Raw genomic sequence first — 18,734 nt, 5'->3', positions numbered from 1 at the left:
AATTTTCTTAGTTTCTAGTAATTGGTAATTCTAGCCAATTACTCAGCTCTTCCGCCAACCAATCAAGTTCTAAAGTACTGATAGCAAAAGTATGATTTTCACCAGTATGAATTTTATATTTTAGCATTCCTGACCAGATAATTAAACAAGCCTGAGGTCTATTGTTTTCGTAAGTATGGGTTATCTCTAAGCGAATAATATTTTTTTTCATACTAGGAAGTGGATGATGTCGCTCAATTCCAAACAATTCATAATATGAAAAAATTTTAGTCCTATTTATATGCAGGATTTTATTTCCAAAAAAGCACATACATATGACCAAAAATAATATTAACAAACTAACTGGAATCAGCAGAGGTGAAATGATTCTAAAGATTGGCAAAAGCATTAAAAATGAAAGCGGTAAAACCACCTTACAATACCAGGAAAACATCATAATAATTTTTGAAAATCCACCCAATGGAGGGATAACAATTTCCATAAAGTCAGCATTTTTATGCAAACTTACCTTACTTCCAAAAGGTTTTACTAAAACTGAATTAGATATCTTGACTGGAGTTTGAGTTTTATTTTTAGGTAGTTCTAAAGCGTGTAAAGCCTGTTCAGCAGAAGCCAATCTTTTACTCAAAATAGGTTGTGTCATCTTCCGCAACCAACTGCTAAAACCAGGACTAATATTAGCTGCTGCTTCAAATTTAATTACTAAATCTTGTTGCGGTAAATCGGCTGGATGTTCACCTGTTACTAAGTAAATTAAAGTTGCACCCAAACCATAAAGATCAGAAGCAGGAGTAGCTTTACCATTAAATTGTTCAGGTGGCATATACCCATAACTACCAACAACAGTCATTGTGCTGTTTGTTCTAGCAATAGTTTGCACTGAGCCAAAATCTACTAAATAAACCTCACCGACACTATTACCAGAACGATTGGTTAAAAGTATATTACTAGGCTTGATATCGCGGTGAATTACAGGTGGTTGACGACCGTGTAAATATTTAAGAATTTCTAATATTGCTGTCGCTAATTGTTTGACTTCTTCTTCACTAAAACTACGTCCTGCTTTCAGTTGTGTTTCTAAAGATTCAGCGGGAATATAACTTTGTACGAGTGCAAATCCTTTGTAGTCAGGAGTATCTAACTCAAAGTAATCTAGGTAACGGGGAATTGCTGGGTGGGATATAGCTTGAAGAGTTTCGGCTTCACGTTCAAAGAGTTTCAAATCGTGCCATTGAAATTCATCATTAAATGAAAGTAGTTTCACTACTACTAGTTCTTGGGTTTGCAAATCACGAGTCAGCAGCGTTCTTCGTCCGGCTTTTTTACCCAGTTGCTGCTGCACTTCGTAGCGTTCCAAGAGCGTCTCTTTGGCAAAATCACCTAAATCTTGATTTGTCATTTTGCTAACTTCTGAACTTTGTTACTTTTAGAAGTTTACTCCTTGTTACTAGATTACTGTAAGCTTACTTAAACTGCCAACTAGCATCAGACTCGGTGTTATTCCTGGGATTATTCTTCTATCTAAAATTTAAAATAATTTAAAATTGGTATGAGTAACAGCATTTTTTCCCGACTTGCACCCTTCATTCAAGAATATATTTATCTTCACAATTGGACAGAATTACGACCAGTGCAAATTGCTGCTTGTCAGGTAATATTTGAAACTGATGCTCATTTGCTAGTTGCTGCGGCTACCGCTGCGGGAAAAACAGAAGCCGCATTTTTACCGATTTTAACTTTATTATACGAACAACCAACTACTACAATAGGCGCATTGTATATTAGTCCCATTAAAGCTTTAATTAATGATCAATTTGAACGTCTCAATGATTTATTAAAAGCCGCAGATATATCAGTATACTCTTGGCATGGTGACGTAGGGCAAAGTCGCAAAAATAAACTTTTAAAAAATCCCCAAGGCATTCTACAAATAACACCAGAATCTTTAGAAAGCTTATTAATTAACAAAAATAATGAACTAATCCGGTTATTTGCTGATTTACGTTTTATCATTATTGATGAAATTCATGCTTTCATGGGTTCAGAACGTGGTTATCAAATTATTTGTCAACTACAACGTTTAGCAAAAGTTACCACAATACAACCTCGTCGTATTGGTTTATCAGCAACTCTGGGTGATTACTCAATGGCTGAAGCATGGTTAAGTTCAGGAACAGATAAAGCAGTAATTACCCCAAAAATTGCAGCAGGAAAACGCCAAATAAAATTAGCTATAGAGCATTTTTATTTTGAAAAAGAATTAGAAAAATCAGCATATGATCAATATATTTTCAATCTTAGTAAATCTCGTAAATGTCTGATATTTGCTAACAACCGCACCCAAACAGAATCTATTATTTCTTCTCTACGCCAAATAGCTAAACAAGAAGGATTTCCAGATATATATCATGTACATCATGGGAGCATTTCTGCGACTTTACGACAATCTGCTGAAAATGCTATGCGTGAACCTCATACTCCTGCGGTAACAGCAGCAACTTTAACCCTAGAATTAGGTATTGATATTGGTGAATTAGAAAGAGTAATACAATTAGAATCACCGTTATCAGTTGCTAGTTTTTTACAAAGATTAGGAAGAAGTGGTAGAAGAGGTGAATTTGCGGATATGCGTTTTGTTTGTTCAGAAAAACAACTATTATCAGAAACTTCTTTACCAGAACAAATCCCTTGGCAACTTTTACAGTGTATCGCTATTATTCAACTTTATTTAGAAGAGCGTTGGCTAGAACCAATCAAGCCAATTAAATATCCTTTAAGTTTACTTTATCATCAAACAATGAGCATTTTAAAAGCAACTGGGGAGCTTTCACCTGCTGCTTTAGCCCAAGAAGTTTTTAATTTATCCCCATTTGCAAATATTTCGACGGATGATTATAAGTTGTTACTACGATATTTAATTGATATTAATCACATTCAAAAAACTGAACAAGGTAAATTAATTATTGGTTTATTAGGAGAAAAAATAGTTAATAAATTTCAGTTTTATGCTGTATTTGCTGATCATCAAGAATATGTTGTTAAACAAGGGGCAACGGAAATTGGTGGTATTGTCATACCACCTCCTGTTGGTAATCAATTTGCCTTAGCTGGAAGAAGTTGGGAAGTTATAGAAGTTGACTTCAAAAAAAAGGCTATTTTTGTTAAACAAGCTGAGGGTAAAGCTAGTATTTATTGGCGTGGTAGTAGCGGTAATATTCATACCAAAATTCTACAACGAATGCGTCAGGTTTTGTTAGAAAATACAGAATATAGCTATTTACAAAAAAATGCTAAATTACGTTTGCAGGAAGTTAGAAAATTAGCGCAAAATGCTGGATTAGATAAACATAACATTATACTTTTGGAAAAAAATAAATGCTGCATCTTTCCTTGGATGGGTACTGTTGCTTACCGCACTTTAGAAAGATTGCTTAACTCTTTTTGTCGAGAATCATTAGAAATCAATAGTATTGGTGGGCTAAATCCTTATTATTTGACTTTGAAATTAGGTAAGAATAAATTCTCGTCTGTTTATCCAGAAATTTCTTCTTTATGCGAACAAAGAATTACAGCAGAACATTTAGTTAGTCATGCAGAAGCACCAGAACTGCAAAAATATGATAAATTTATTCCCCATGAACTTTTAAGGAAAGCTTTTGTGAATGATTATTTAGATATGGAAGAACTGAGACAACAGATTTTAATTTGGGAGAGAGAGAAACCTTAAAGTGCTATTATTGTTGTTGTTATATTAACAAAGCAATTGTGTAAAACTTGTATCCAAAAAGGTGAATTACAAGATGAACTCTAGCAATAGTTGCATAGCGACAGAAACAACCGCAGTTGTCATGGGAGGAAGTATCGCGGGAATGCTAACGGCTCAGGTACTGACCAAGCATTTTGACCGTGTAATAGTTGTAGAACGGGATCAACTTAAAGAAGCAGCCGAACAAGCAAAACAACGCCCTGGTGTACCTCAATACCTTCATGTTCATGCATTACTAATGCGGGGTCAGCAGATTATAGAACAGTTGTTTCCTGGTATCATCGCTGAATTAGCAGCTTCAGACGCACCAGCTATTGACTGGACAGCAGATTGTCTGTGGTTGAGTATTCGTGGTTGGGTTTCCCGCTTTCGTTCTCAAATAATTACCCGTACCTGTAGCCGCAATTTGCTGGAGTTGACTATCCGTAAACGTTTAATTGCAAATGATCGTCTAGAGTGGCGGTCAGCAACACAGGTAACTAGCTTACTTAACAATCAAGCTAGTGTGACGGGTGTGCGGATACGCACTGCTAACGAACCGGAAGTAGAGATATTTGCTGATTTAGTGGTGGATGCAACTGGAAGAAATTCTCGCACACCTGATTGGTTGCAAGCAATGGGTTATGAACCACCCCAGGAAACAGTTGTTAATGCTTTTTTAGGCTACGCTAGCCGCTGGTATCAGGTTCCGGCTGATTTGCAAACTGATTGGAATTGCGTGAATATTACAGCACAACCACCTGGTACTCGTGGGGGCGTAATTTATCAAGTCGAAGGTAATCGCTTGATTATTACACTAGCCGGTGTGGGTCGGGATTATCCACCTACGGATGAAGCAGGTTTTTTGGAATTTGCGCGTAGTTTGCGATCACCTATTATCTATGAAACTATCAAAAAACTTCAACCCCTTTCACCAATTTACGCCTATAGACGCACAGAAAACTGTCTGCATCATTATGAAAAACTGTCTCGATTCCCAGAAAATTTTCTAGTAGTTGGTGATGCTGTCTGTAGCTTCAATCCCGTTTATGGTCAAGGTATGACTACCGCTGCTTTAGGTGCTATAACTCTGGATGAATGCTTAAGTAAACAAGGAAATTCAATTGGTCTATCCCGCAAGTTTCAAAAGCAATTCAACAAAGTAGTTAACTTACCTTGGACGATAGCTACGGGTGAGGATTTCCGTTGGTCTACCACAGAGGGAGGAGAAACCAGTTTAATCAACAAACTGATGCAGAAGTATTTAGAACAAGTATTGATGCTGCAAAGCCAAAGCCCGGAAGTTCATCAATTGTTTTTAGAAATAATGCATATGCAAAAGCCACCCACTGCATTTTTCCATCCCCGCATCTTGATGCAGGTTTTGAAACAGGTTTTCACTTCCCAAGGTCAAGGGGAAAAGTTGAGTAATGCAGAAAGTTTATCAACATCTCTACCTGCGGTTGTGGAATAATTTTTGGGAATTTTTTAATTTAGCGGGGATGTTGTGTTAGATGACAGCAACTAAACCTAATTTAATTCAATATCCTCTTTTTCCCTGAGTATCCCAATACCAGCGTTAGTTTCAATGTAATCTGCTAAGTTGATAAAGTCTTCACGGGGATGGCATCTTCCACCTATGAGATTAAATGCTAATTCACTACGTGGATTATCTGGATTTTCCAGGATATGCATACCCCAATAATAAAGTTGATCACTGGAGCGAATACATACTTTTTCTGGATCTATACAATGAAATTTCTTATCAATTCTACTAATTTGTTTGTAAGCCTCAGCAAAAGTCCTTTTAAGGATATCCATTTTTTTGATAGATTTGGGATCTTTAAAATTATTAACTACGACAAATAAATGAGCAGTTTGGTTAATTTTCCGTATTTCTTCAACAGTTCCTTGAATAACTTTTCCATGCTTATTAATTCCCAGCGGATTTAAAGTTGTTGGTATGATACAGTAATCAAATTTATTAATTAGCTCTTTGGGATTTCGTTCAAGTGCAGGTGAGCAATCACAAATTACTATTTTACAATCACGCGCTGCATCCTCATGCCAATCTTCACCATCAAAAACTTGTATAGTTGTCCCAACACCTTTAGGATTGGGAACAAAAACACCATCACCTACTAATTTTTGCAGATTTTGTTCTGGATCTAAATCTACAAGTGCTACATTAAACCCTTGCAGAGCAAATGCTCCCGCTAAATGTGCAGCTACAGTTGTTTTACCAACTCCACCTTTGCAGGTAAAAACTCCAAAATAAACTTTTTTTGGAGGATCGAGTTTTATGGTTTCTTCTGTGTCTTCAGTTCCTCCAATTTCTATAACTCCATGAACTCCTACAATCTTATTTTCATAGGCAATTGCACAGCGCATTTTAGTATTTTTATCCCAGCTTCTAATTAAAGCTAATGCTGGTCCACCGAAACCTTTTGTAGTTATAAACCAACCAAAATTAAATTTTTTACCTTCGTTAGAATCTAAATAATCGGCAAATTTTAAAAGTTGTGGTGCTGTTACATTACCTTTTAGCCATTTCACCTGAACAGCACCAATTAAGTTTCCTTTTTTAACAACTAAATCATGTCCAGGTTGGTTAGGTTTGGCAGTTTCAACTGTCCAACCAGCTTTGTGAATAAGTTTTGCTACGTGCTGCTCAAATTCTGCATAGTTCATGTATTCTGACTGCAAAGATGATGGCATAAACTACTTTGGGTATCTTGAATTAAAATAAATGCTGTAATACAGTATACAGCAAACTAAAATTTAAGTACCCTTTAACTTAAATAAGTATAAATACGCTAAAATCTACAACTTTCATGAAATTTCCAAAAAGTTACTCTATGGATACAAATTAACGAATTAATTTCCGTTAGACTATAAGCCCTACTATTAAAAATTATTAAACGCCTTATGCACAGGTTATTATCTGGACCGTTGAGTATTGAGAAATTAACGGTTAAGATTGCGGGTTTACCTGCATCATTACAAGGTATAAAGCTGGTGCAGATGTCAGATTTTCACTACGATGGTGTGCGATTATCAGATAAAATGCTAGAAAGAGCGATCGCACTCAGTAACCAAGAACAACCAGATTTAGTTCTCTTAACTGGCGACTATATCACTACAACACCAGAACCTATTCACAAACTAGTAAAAAGTCTTAAACATCTGGAAAGTCGTTGTGGTATCTATGCTGTATTAGGAAACCATGATATATACTATGCCAATTCAAAATCTGAAGTTACAAAAGCACTGACAAACATTGGTATTCATGTCCTTTGGAACGAAATTGCTTATCCATTAGGAACAGAATTACCACTAGTAGGACTAGCAGACCGTTACTCACAGGAATTCAATCCTACACTAGTCATGAATCAGCTAGACCCTACTACACCGCGTATAGTTCTATCCCACAACCCAGATACAGCAGAAACATTGCAAAAATGGCGCGTAGATTTGCAATTATCTGGTCATACTCACGGTGGACAAATCGTTATTCCCGGTTTGGGACCAGCAGTGCTTTATTACAAAAAACTATTGCGAAAAATACCTATGAAAATTAGACGTAAAGTCTCATTTCTACGAAAAAATTATTCTATTCTCCACCATTGGGAATGGTCACAAGGATTACATAAAATAGGAAAAAATCAGCTATATGTCAATCGTGGTTTAGGAACTTATCTCCCCGGCAGGTTATTTTGTCCGCCAGAACTGACTATAATTACCTTACAAACTAGATAATATCATACACCCGAATTGAGAAAGGAAAATCTACCAACTTGCTCTAATCTCATATCTTGCACCAGGAGACTTCTCATCATTAGAATCCATCAAACCAGAAACCGCTGCAAGTTGCGACAGATACACGTCAGCAATTCACAGCGGCTTCATTATCAAGCAATGATTTAATAAAATGAGATAATCCGTCAACTAAGGTGAACCCGATTCGCAATATACTACTCAGGATTGCGTATCCTTTATTCTAACTAGGCAGGCACTTCTGGCTATGAGTTTAAAAACCTCCCATCAAAACTAGATGAAATCAAGGCAAAAACACATTTACAGGAAGCCACAACCTAACAGTAATTGCGAGGACATTAGAGCGGGAGGTACAGGCTCTAACTCAAAAGCTTGTATTTCACTTTTAACCTTTTCGTACCTTGCTCTTAATCTAACATGAGTTTTTTTATCTGTAGCCGATATTTACTAAAGTTGAAATTCATTAATGTATCGCAATAATTTCTGAAAGACTTCTTAAGTATTGGTAAATCTTTTTACTCTTCACACTTATGATTAGCATTCCCAAAAACTTCTCAGACTTCACCCAAACACCCCACAGCGGCTACCATTGGGACGGAAGTAGTCGCCGCTTTTTTGAAGGCTGGTATTATCGCGTTACCTTGCCCGAAATTAGGCAAACTATTGCCTTTATGTACTCCATCGAAGATCCCATCGGTAATCAGCCTTACAGCGGCGGTGCTGCCCAAATCCTGGGCATAAATGATGAATATCTCTGTCGCACTTTTCCTGATGTCAACAAATTTTGGGCGAGTCCTGATGTCTTAGCTTTAGGTCATTGGGGAAAAACGGATTTACAAATTTCCCCCCTTTACCTTATCCCGACTGAATTTGAGCATCATATTCAACAAGGCTATCAAGCCACCGCTACCTTAAACCAAGGCATAATTACAGATCCTGGAACAGGTAATTATTGTCGTTGGCAGTATGAAATTAAACCCGTATATGCGTGGGGCAATCAAAATAATATTCAGCAATCAACCGCCGGTTGGTTATCATTTTCGCAGATATTTGAACCGGGATGGCAAATTCTAATGGCTCACGGTTTAGCCACCGGTTTCATAGACTGGAATGGTAAAATCTATGAATTCACCAACGCCCCGGCTTACGGAGAAAAAAATTGGGGTGGTGCTTTTCCTCAAAAATGGTTTTGGCTTAATTGTAATTCTTTTGACGAGGAACCAGACTTAGCATTAACTGCCGGTGGCGGAAGACGTGGTGTATTGTGGTGGATGGAATCTGTAGCCATGATTGGTATACACTATCAAGGGAAATTTTATGAATTCGTTCCCTGGAATTCACAAGTAAGCTGGGAAATTCATCCTTGGGGAAAATGGCAAATGCAAGCCAAAAACTCTCACTATGAGGTTGAATTGACAGGAACTACCGATTTACCAGGTACACCCCTACGCGCACCCACAACCAATGGGTTAGCATACTGTTGTCGAGACACAATGCAAGGGAAACTAGATTTAGAATTGCGAGAACTGAATGGAAGCAAATCTAAAATTATCCTCAAAGCACAAAGTCATCTTTGTGGTTTAGAAGTAGGTGGCGCGACTTGGGAAAATATTTGGCAGTCTTCCTAAAACTACTGCTATAATTGTAAATGCTTCGTAGTTGGGGTTGTAGCTCAGTTGGATAGAGCGGACGCCTCCTAAGCGTCAGGTCGTGCGTTCAAGTCGCACCAGTCCCGTTTTTGACTTCAAAATCAGATATTGTTGGCAGAATTGAGTACTGTTTTGTGATCAAAAACTGATTTAATTGTTGATTGGGTTGAGAAAATTAAATTATTCAGCTAATATTCAGCTAAATTTTATCCGGATAGAATTTACAGTGAATGAACATTTCAGTTATGAGATGGCTAAAAATGGCTAAAATTTTAACAACCCTCCTAGTAACAATTCACATCTGTGTATGAAGGTGAAATGAATATATTAATGAGTTCACCAAATTGATACTGTTTGCCTTTTTGAGCTTAAAATAATCCGATAAAATGGGTTTCAACCCCTATAATAGAATCTTGGGTATGGGTTAGTATAATTCATCTAAGATAGCAATAGTATGCTTATAGGGTAGTTTAATACATCTCAACATCAAAATTTCTCAAATCTTGATTTGGGTATAATTTGCTTAAACTTGTTACTCTGCATAACTTTATAATTTTTAGAGAAAATCCTGGTCTTCACAGACTTACTTTATAGAGCCTTGAATAAGCTACTGTTTACAGGTAAATCTTTCCGACTTATATCTTTTATCCTACCTTTATTACTATGGTGGGGATATAAAGAAGTACAAACCCAATTTGTACAACCGCAAGCAATGTTAGTTTTGGGTGGTTCCACTAGACGTTTAGAAAGGGAAAAATTTACAGCAGATTTTGCTCGTAAGCATCCCAATATACCAATATGGATTACTGGAGGTAGTCCACCTACATATACTAAACAAGTATTTACCAGAGCAGGAGTTGATCCCCGACGTTTACACTTGGACTATGAAGCTGTAGATACAGTTACTAATTTTACCACATTAGTAGATGATTTGAAATCTCATGGAATTAAAAGAGTTTATTTAATTACTTCCGACTTTCATATGCGTCGTGCTTGCGTGATTGGTGAAATTATTTTAGGTAGTCGGGGTATTTATTTTCAAGCCGTATCAGTTCCTTCAGAAAAATCACCAGAACCTATTGAAAAATCCATCCGTGATGGAGCTAGGGCTATTTTGTGGGTAGCGACTGGCTATACAGGCGCTCCTCAGGCTAAAAATAGACGATAATCCTGAATTCTAAATTCAGTAAACACAAATTTTTTGTTACCCCATGCCCTATCTCCTAGAAAAAATCCCTGCCAATATCCCCACAATTTGATACCCTAGCTTAAACAGATTTGAGAAAAGTGAAAGCGTGGAAATTCAACTTGGGCGGGGAAAAATAGCTCGTAGAGCATATGGAATTGATGAAATTGCTCTAGTCCCTGGTAACAGAACACTTGATCCGAGTTTGGCAGATACTAGCTGGCGTATTGGCAATATTGAGCGAGAAATCCCTATTATTGCCAGTGCAATGGATGGTGTTGTCGATGTCAATATGGCAGTCCGTTTGTCCCAGTTAGGCGCTTTAGGCGTGATCAATTTAGAGGGTATCCAAACTCGCTATGCAGATCCTGAACCGATTTTAGATCGGATTGCCTCCGTGGGTAAAGAGGAATTTGTTGCCTTAATGCAAGAACTCTATGCCGAACCAATAAAGCCGGAACTAATTGAAAAACGTATTCAGGAAATTAAAAAACAAGGTGGTATTGCGGCAGTGAGTGCTACTCCAGCCGGTGCTAGTAAATTTGGTGAAGTAGTCGCAAAAGCTGGGGCGGATATATTTTTTATCCAAGCCACAGTAGTTTCTACAGCCCACTTATCACCAGAGTCGAGCATCCCCCTGGATTTAGCTGAATTTTGCCGTTCTATGCCCATTCCTGTGGCACTGGGCAACTGTGTCACCTATGAAGTCACCTTGGATTTGATGAAAGCTGGTGCGGCGGCTGTATTAGTGGGAATTGGACCCGGTGCTGCTTGTACATCTCGTGGGGTCTTGGGTGTAGGTGTACCGCAAGCAACAGCGATCGCAGATTGTGCTGCCGCCAGAGATGATTATTATCAGGAAACTGGTCAATATATCCCTGTAATTGCTGATGGTGGTTTAATTACAGGCGGTGACATTTGTAAGTGTATAGCCTGCGGTGCTGATGGTGTGATGATTGGTTCTCCCTTTGCTAGAGCCGCTGAAGCCCCAGGAAGGGGTTATCATTGGGGCATGGCCACCCCCAGCCCAGTTCTGCCTCGTGGTACTCGTATTCGTGTGGGTACTACCGGTACTCTAGAGCAAATACTCACCGGTCCCGCTGGACTAGATGATGGTACTCATAACCTTGTCGGAGCCTTAAAAACTAGTATGGGTACATTAGGAGCCAAAAATCTTCAAGAAATGCAGCAAGTTGAAGTTGTGATTGCTCCTTCCCTATTAACCGAAGGCAAAGTCTATCAAAAAGCCCAACAATTAGGCATGGGTAAGTAAAGCTACTGGGGAATGGGGAGATGGGGAGACGCGGTGACGCGGTGACGCGGTGACGCGGTGACACGGTGACGCGGTGACACGGAGAAATAATTACCTACTGCCCCCTGCCCCCTGCCCCCTGCCTCCTGCCCACTGCCCCCTGCCCCCTGCCCCCTGCCCCCAAAAAATTTTTCCAGCGCCCTCAACAATCACTGGAAAAATCCCATATGTCGCCTACAATAGAAATAGCGGAGACGCATGTTTCCGTTCACTCCTCACACCACACTCCGCCCGGACTACTGTTCGGGCGGTTCCTTATGTTTAGGCATAAATTCCATAGCTTCTTTGCAAATATACATCCTTCACTCCCAAGCTGATGTTTTTGCTATGGTAGAATTTTCACGAAACTCATAAATATAACAGCCAAAGGTTTTTAGGAATGTCAGCAGCCTCACAAGTTACAGATTCTAGTTTTAAGCAGGACGTACTCGACAGTGATGTTCCTGTGTTGGTTGACTTTTGGGCTCCCTGGTGCGGACCTTGCCGCATGGTAGCTCCTGTTGTCGAGGAAATTGCATCACAGTATGAAGGTCAACTCAAGGTAGTCAAAGTTAATACTGATGAGAATCCTCAAGTCGCTAGTACATATGGTATCCGCAGTATTCCTACATTAATGATTTTTAAAGAAGGACAAAAAGTGGATATGGTTGTTGGTGCTGTGCCAAAAACTACATTAGTTAGCACTTTAGAGAAGTATCTTTGAAACTCAATTGTTGACGAAATACTATTGAGTTGAACATTTTCTCTAGTGTTAGGTAAATATTTATCAGCTAGTTTTAGAGACACTAATTTTGCGTCTCTAGACAACTTTTTTTCAAATAATTAGGGATGCTGGAAAGCTACTTAGGATGTGTCTCCTGATCGAGATACATCCATATTTTATGTGCTTGAATATGTGCCTGAATATGTGCCTGAATATGTGCCTGAATATGTACTTGCAGATTCCCTTAACCTGTATATTTGATATTTGGGCATTTTCAAGAGTCTGATATTATATTTTTGTGAAATTCATACAAAATTAATTATGGAAGTCAGCTTTTTGAGTTCGGTAGTTTTACCGATAGCCTTGGCCATCATTATGTTAGGAATGGGTTTATCTCTTTTACCAAAAGATTTTCAACGTGTAAAGAACTATCCCAAAGCTGTCTCAATTGGCTTGATTAGTCAGTTAGTTTTTTTACCTATAATTGGTTTTGTTATTGCTAACATTGTCCCTATGCAACCTGCAATGGCTATGGGGTTAATGATAGTGGCACTGTGTCCAGGTGGGGTATCCTCGAATATATTTACCTTCCTCGCCAAAGGTGATGTTGCACTCTCTGTTACTCTCACAGCTTTTAGTAGTTTAATTACAGTATTTACCATTCCGGTGTTCGGAAATCTAGCATACCAACACTTCATTGGAGAAACAGCCGCGCTGGCTCTACCCATTGGTGCAACAATAGTACAAATTTTTCTGATCACGATTCTGCCTATAGGTTTGGGAATGGTAATCCGACAAATATTTCCAGAACCTGCTCGTCGTCTGGAAAAAGTGACTAACCGCCTAGCAGTTGGTTTACTTGCGGTGATTATTCTCATGCTCATCGTTCGTGAGTGGAACCGTATTCCTGGCTTTATTCTCCAAGTTGGAGTCGGTGTGATGCTATTAAACACTATCTCAACTTTGACAGCATTTTATACTAGCAAGCTGTTCAAGCTTAATCCTCCTCAACAAATCTGCATTACCATTGAAGTTGGCATTCAAAATAGCGCCCTAGCGTTTGCAATTACTGCCGGAATCCTCAAAAATCCTGATATGGCTATACCCGCTGCAATTTACGGTTTGTTTATGTATGTGACAGGGTGGATTGCTATTCGCTACGGTAGAAAGTTGATTGCAACCAGTCCTATTCAGCATCCTCGAGAGAGTCAAGTTTAGTATGGGAAAAAATTAGCTGTTGCTGAGTAAAAATATGAATTAGCCTTGTGTAGAGGCGCAGAGTCACAGAAAGATTCTTCTTCGTGAATTATTTTTTCTCTGGTGATAAATTCGGGTTTTAGTATTTTTCTGACAAATTACACACAAAATTTAGATAAAATATAATGCCATTATTATGGCTATGCTCATGACCTCATCTGCGTCGTTTGACTATTTAGAGTCTCTCCAAGCCGATATGGCTGAATTAATAGATCGTTTACCGACCTTAAAACATCGGCAATTTATCCAGCAGGCACTTGCTACCATCATGCGTCTGGCTGATAGTGAAATTGAACGTCTTGACTGGAAAATATTATCTGCGGCTCTAGCAGACATGGAAGGCGGTTTCCAGCTTTTTTATGGCTATCGTCATGTTCGCAAAATTACTATTTTTGGTTCCGCCCGTTTAGCACCAGAAACTCCTGAGTACCAGATTGCACTTCAATTTGCTCGCGCTGTTTCTCAATTGGGATTCATGGTCATGACAGGTGGTGGTGGTGGTATTATGCAAGCGGGTCAAGAAGGTGCTGGACGAGAAAATTCTTTTGGTTTAAATATTCAGTTACCTTTTGAGCAACAGGCTAACCCTTTTATTGAGGGTGATCCAAAACTGATTCACTTCAAATATTTCTTTACCCGCAAGCTGTTTCTTCTTAAAGAAAGTGACGCTGTGGCTTTATTTCCCGGTGGGTTTGGTACTCAAGATGAAGCTTTTGAATGTATGACCTTGAGCCAGACGGGAAAATTTGGTCCGGTTCCTCTGGTTTTAATAGATACTCCTGGTGGCGATTACTGGCGTTCTTGGAGTAAATATATTGATCAGCAATTGGTAAAAACAGGGCTTGTCAGTCCCGATGATCCTAGTTTATATACCATTACAGATAATCTGGAAGTTGCTTGTAATGCTATTACTAAGTTTTACCAGGTTTATCACTCTAGTCGCTATGTTGGTGATCAGTTAGTAATCCGTCTCAGACAAGATTTATCACTAACTGAGATAGAACGACTAAATACTGATTTTAATGACATTCTTGTGAAAGGCAAAATTGAAAAAAGTCAGATATTACCTCAAGAAGGACAAGATGAAACATCTGAACTACCTCGCCTAATTTTATACTTCAATCAGCGAGATTTGGGGCGGTTGTATCAGATGATTGCAGCCATTAATCAAATGGGTACTCCTTCGGAGGAGGAAGCAGCACACCCAGAAAGGAAGTAAGCTCTACTCAATTAAAAAAACGGGCTGAAGTTAATTAGGGTAAAGAGGGTAAACAAATGCATCTGGTGAAAACTATCACTAGTTTGTTGATACGATTTGGGATTTTAGATTTTAGATTTTGGATTCTAAAAGACCGCGCAGCATAAGCTTTATTTATTGCTGATTAGCATAAATACAGCTTGTATATTAAGCTGTCCATTATTGACTACTTTTCTACTTGAAAAGCACTCCCAGTGCAAAAAACTCCAATTTAAAGGCGCGATCGCCCAGCAAAGTAAACAATATAAAAAATTTGAAACAAGATAGAGGAATTAAATATGCTGGAATTACTAGGTTCAGGTTTGGTTTCCCTTTGGCTGGATATGGCTGGAGTGAAGCTTAATCCTTTAGATGCTTTAGATGCATTGGCTTGGCAAAGTAGCCCTGGCTTTGTTATAGCTCCTGATCCCAATCCAGCAGGCGCTATGACAGTGCAGGAATATCTCAAAGAGTTGATTACCTCGAAACTGATAGCCCAGGATCTCATGTCACATCAGGGAATTTGGTTGCAGTCAGGTCCTATGCTGATGGCTAATCACCAAGGTACTATACCTTTACCGGCAGCTTCTTTAACTAAGATTGCTACTTCACTAGCTAGTTTCAAAACTTGGGGACCAGACCATCAATTTGATACTTTGGTCAGCGCCACAGGTCCGGTAGTTAATGGCGTAGTACAGGGGGATTTGGTGATTACAGGCGGTAATGATCCGATGTTTGTTGGTGAAGAAGCGATCGCTCTGGGTAATACTCTCAACAAAATCGGTATTAAACAAGTAAAGGGCAATTTGGTAATTATTGGCAATTTCGCCATGAATTTTCAACGTCAGCCCCTTTTGGCGGGTCAATTGCTCAAGCAAGCCCTGAATCACAAGACTTGGAATCGTTCTGTGGTTTACCAATACTCAATCATGCCTAAGGGAACACCCAAGCCCCAAGTTGTCATTGCTGGTACTGTTAAAGTAGAAGCACAGCCCAAACCCCAACAAACTTTACTGGTACGTCATCGCTCTTTACCCTTAAAGCAACTGATTAAGGAGATGAATGTTTACAGTAATAACGATATGGCAGAAATGTTAGCTGAGTCTTTGGGTGGAGCAGCTGTAGTTAAAGCGACGGCGGCTAATCTTGCTCAAGTACCACAGTCGGAAATTCAGTTAATTAATGGTTCTGGACTAGGACGCGAAAATCGTATTTCCCCTAGAGCCGTTTGTGCTATGTTCATGGCGCTACAAAGGGAAGCATCAGCCCATCAGCTAAGTTTGACTGACTTGTTCCCCATGTCTGGTTTTGATCATCGAGGGACACTACACAGCCGACACTTACCAATTGCGACTGTAATAAAAACTGGAACTCTTAATGATGTGAGTGCTTTAGCAGGAGTTTTACCTACACGCGATCGCGGTTTAGTCTGGTTTGCGATTATTAATCGTGGTGGTAATGTATCCGGTTTCCGTACTGAACAAGATAAACTTTTACAACATCTCGTCAAACAATTGCAAGTATCTACGGGTATACCTAATGCCCTGACTCCTCACTCAGCTGAGAATTCGTTACCAAAATTAGGTGCAGGGAACCGAAATGAAATCTTGTTGAAAAATTCGTAATTCGTAATTCGTAAATAGGGAACAGGTAACAGGGAACAGGGAACAGGTAATTCTTAATTTTCCCCGCGTCTCCGTGTCTCTCCATCCCCGCGTCCCCGCGTCCCTGTGTCTCCCCATCCCCGCGTCCCCGCGTCCCTGTGTCTCCCCATCCCCGCGTCCCCGCGTCCCTTCCTAACCTCCATCCTGGGGAATAATCTCCGTTAGCACTCTGCCTTTAGAAGTTCCACCTTTAACGGTAATATTTTCTGTTTGCAGGTTGCCGACGGCTGTTTCACCTGTGAAAGTTAATTTTGGATCAACTTGGCGATAAACGACATTCCCCTGGGCTTCTAGGAGTTTTTTGTCTACATCCCAAGTTAGTGTATTCGATTTTAAAGATTGCTGACGTTGTCCTACTGCATTGACATTACCGATTAAATTAATTATTTTTTGTGGGATTTTCATTTTCCCTTGATTACCAGTCACAGTCACATTTTCAGTCTGGTGAAAAACGCGCAGGGGCGAATTTGTGGTGACAAGTTCTTGACTTATATTCCAGGTAATAGAGTTACTAGTTATTTGCATAAGTGGGTCTAGTAACTGAATCTGGGCTTTGGGTTGAATAGTAGCAATTTTAGTTTTTAAGTTAACTTCTGCGGCATTGCCTTGACCACGGTCGGTGATTTGATTATTTTTGTAGCGGTCAATTTCGATGGTGCGATCGCTAATTAATTTTTCGGTTTTGATTTGCCAAATTAAATGCTCAGTTCGCATTTGCAATTGTGGTTCAGTGGAATTAGCTACCACTTTTCCTGAAAATTCTACACGCTGTTCACGGGTTTTAACTTTTGCTTCCTGTGCTACAGCTTTCAATTGTTTATGAGTACCATTTAGCTGATTACGAACAATTAATAAATCTTCTTTTGGTCGCCATTCTAATTCATTTCCTTGTAAAACAATCCCATTTACAGGATCTGTAGCAATAATCTTGCCTTTGAGCAAGAGTTGTTTACCATCTTGCTGGATGTCCGCTTTATCAGCTTTAATTTTATAAACTACTTTACCATCTTGATATAGTTCACCATCAGGATTTTCGGCTTCACCTATTTCTTGTTCTTTGGTATATTTTGCTTGTTTGGCTCTGACTTTCCAAATTGGTCTGCCTGTTTCATCAAATTGTTCTAAAGCAACATCAAAGAAAGTCAACTTACTATCTACTTTTTGTGGAGATGAATCCCCAGTATTTGATTTAGTAGGTGATTGATTGCCACAAGAAAATAAGCCAATGACCAAAAATAAGGTTAAAGGTAGATAATACCAATTAACTGGACATTGCCAATGATCCCATGAATAAAAGCAGGAGGAGTTGGTTTTACTTCCACCTAGAAGTTTTGAACAAAAAAGCCAGGGTGAAAAAGAGTAAGGAGAGCCGGAGTTAATATCTCCATATTTATTGTCCTCCTTGATTCTTAATCTCTGCTTCCCAGCTTTTTGCGGAATTTTTCCCCTCATTCTTCCTGCCTTCTTGATATTGCATTATTCTGGAATTTCTAAATGTCCTTCACTATCTCGATGGTCATCCAAAAAACCCATTCCAGCTAAAGGTCGATATGGATAACTTTGACGCGGTGTTTTTTGAATATCTTCTTTGATGGCTTCTAAATCAATATAGCGATCGCTCACATTAATTAAACTATCACTAGTCATCGACCGCAAACTCACCACTTCAACCCTTACACCACGATAGCTGACGGAATTTACTGCGTAAGCCAAATCGCCGTCACCGCTCACTAAAACTGCGGTATCATAGGAATCGACCAGCGCCATCATATCCACAGCTATTTCTACATCTAAGTTAGCCTTTTTTGAGCCATCTGGCAGCTGTACCAAATCTTTAGCAATGACTCGGTAGCCGTTGCGACGCATCCACAGCAAGAATCCCTGCTGTTTCTCATTTGTCCGGTCTACTCCCGTATAAAAGAAGGCACGCAACAGCCTTGATCCCCCAGTTAAACGACACAGCAGCTTAGTGTAATCTATTTCGATCCCTAGTTGCAGCGCCGCATAAAATAGATTGGAGCCATCAATAAATATAGCCACACGACCACGATTTTCTAAAACCTGTTCTGGCGTGAATATAGAGTCGTTTTCCAAATTATTCAACATTGTTCTCATACCTCAGTTCTTATCCTTGTTATTTTTGATAGAAATCACTAACTTTTACATACTTGTTAGAGTGGCTTATGATATTTTTCCGGGGCTAA

General features: G+C 39.1%; 13 protein-coding genes, 1 tRNA gene and 1 pseudogene. 11 read left to right on the top strand and 4 right to left on the bottom strand.

The annotated features are described in order from the left end of the window. Positions 1 to 7 precede the first annotated feature (7 nt). Positions 8 to 1,399: a serine/threonine-protein kinase gene (locus ANA7108_RS0108150; protein ID WP_016950287.1), complete on the bottom strand. Its 1,392-nt coding sequence runs from the start codon at positions 1,397 to 1,399 to the stop codon at positions 8 to 10. 150 nt (positions 1,400 to 1,549) lie between these two features. Between ANA7108_RS0108150 and ANA7108_RS0108145 the strand changes: the two genes are divergently transcribed. Together ANA7108_RS0108145 and ANA7108_RS0108140 are read left to right on the top strand one after the other, a co-directional pair. Next, entirely contained in the window at positions 1,550 to 3,727 is a 2,178-nt protein-coding gene (locus tag ANA7108_RS0108145) for a DEAD/DEAH box helicase (protein ID WP_016950286.1), read from the top strand. 73 nt (positions 3,728 to 3,800) lie between these two features. Beyond that, positions 3,801 to 5,219, top strand: a complete 1,419-nt coding sequence (locus ANA7108_RS0108140; protein ID WP_016950285.1) for an NAD(P)/FAD-dependent oxidoreductase — start codon at positions 3,801 to 3,803, stop codon at positions 5,217 to 5,219. Positions 5,220 to 5,275: 56 nt separating this feature from the next. On the opposite strand, the gene ANA7108_RS0108135 is transcribed toward ANA7108_RS0108140, so the two are convergent. Then, a complete protein-coding gene (locus ANA7108_RS0108135) occupies positions 5,276 to 6,463 on the bottom strand; it encodes an AAA family ATPase (protein ID WP_026104055.1) in 1,188 nt (395 codons plus the stop codon). Positions 6,464 to 6,673: 210 nt separating this feature from the next. Between ANA7108_RS0108135 and ANA7108_RS0108130 the strand changes: the two genes are divergently transcribed. From ANA7108_RS0108130 to ANA7108_RS0108090, 9 genes and pseudogenes are all read left to right on the top strand, one after another. Continuing rightward, on the top strand, positions 6,674 to 7,504 hold the full coding sequence (locus ANA7108_RS0108130) for a metallophosphoesterase (RefSeq protein WP_026104054.1): 831 nt from the start codon (positions 6,674 to 6,676) through the stop codon (positions 7,502 to 7,504). Between the two features lie 548 nt (positions 7,505 to 8,052). After that, the gene (locus ANA7108_RS0108125; RefSeq protein WP_016950282.1) at positions 8,053 to 9,150 is read left to right on the top strand and encodes a tocopherol cyclase family protein; all 1,098 of its coding nucleotides are present in this window, start codon (positions 8,053 to 8,055) and stop codon (positions 9,148 to 9,150) included. Positions 9,151 to 9,183: 33 nt separating this feature from the next. Then, a tRNA-Arg gene (locus tag ANA7108_RS0108120) sits at positions 9,184 to 9,257 on the top strand. Between the two features lie 512 nt (positions 9,258 to 9,769). Then, positions 9,770 to 10,339: a YdcF family protein gene (locus ANA7108_RS0108115; protein ID WP_016950281.1), complete on the top strand. Its 570-nt coding sequence runs from the start codon at positions 9,770 to 9,772 to the stop codon at positions 10,337 to 10,339. Between the two features lie 127 nt (positions 10,340 to 10,466). Beyond that, positions 10,467 to 11,630 carry a GuaB3 family IMP dehydrogenase-related protein gene (locus ANA7108_RS0108110; protein WP_016950280.1) on the top strand — a complete coding sequence of 388 codons (1,164 nt, stop codon included), beginning with the start codon at positions 10,467 to 10,469 and terminating at the stop codon, positions 11,628 to 11,630. 406 nt (positions 11,631 to 12,036) lie between these two features. Then, positions 12,037 to 12,372 (top strand): annotated as a pseudogene (trxA, locus tag ANA7108_RS0108105) (thioredoxin); the annotation flags it as partial. Between the two features lie 321 nt (positions 12,373 to 12,693). Next, positions 12,694 to 13,590, top strand: coding sequence for a bile acid:sodium symporter family protein (locus tag ANA7108_RS0108100; protein WP_016950278.1), 897 nt, complete (start codon positions 12,694 to 12,696; stop codon positions 13,588 to 13,590). A 187-nt stretch (positions 13,591 to 13,777) separates the two neighbouring features. After that, positions 13,778 to 14,848, top strand: a complete 1,071-nt coding sequence (locus tag ANA7108_RS0108095; protein ID WP_026104053.1) for an LOG family protein — start codon at positions 13,778 to 13,780, stop codon at positions 14,846 to 14,848. Positions 14,849 to 15,165: 317 nt separating this feature from the next. Then, entirely contained in the window at positions 15,166 to 16,491 is a 1,326-nt protein-coding gene (locus ANA7108_RS0108090) for a D-alanyl-D-alanine carboxypeptidase (RefSeq protein WP_016950276.1), read from the top strand. Positions 16,492 to 16,662: 171 nt separating this feature from the next. Here ANA7108_RS0108090 and lptC read toward each other — a convergent pair whose 3' ends face one another. Both lptC and ANA7108_RS0108075 read right to left on the bottom strand, forming a co-directional pair. Next, positions 16,663 to 17,982, bottom strand: coding sequence for an LPS export ABC transporter periplasmic protein LptC (lptC, locus tag ANA7108_RS0108080; RefSeq protein WP_016950274.1), 1,320 nt, complete (start codon positions 17,980 to 17,982; stop codon positions 16,663 to 16,665). Between the two features lie 24 nt (positions 17,983 to 18,006). Then, positions 18,007 to 18,636, bottom strand: coding sequence for an NYN domain-containing protein (locus tag ANA7108_RS0108075; RefSeq protein ID WP_016950273.1), 630 nt, complete (start codon positions 18,634 to 18,636; stop codon positions 18,007 to 18,009). Positions 18,637 to 18,734 lie beyond the last annotated feature (98 nt).

The sequence above is a fragment of the Anabaena sp. PCC 7108 genome (assembly GCF_000332135.1).
GTDB lineage: Bacteria > Cyanobacteriota > Cyanobacteriia > Cyanobacteriales > Nostocaceae > Anabaena.
This window is presented reverse-complemented; position numbering and strand designations above follow the sequence as displayed.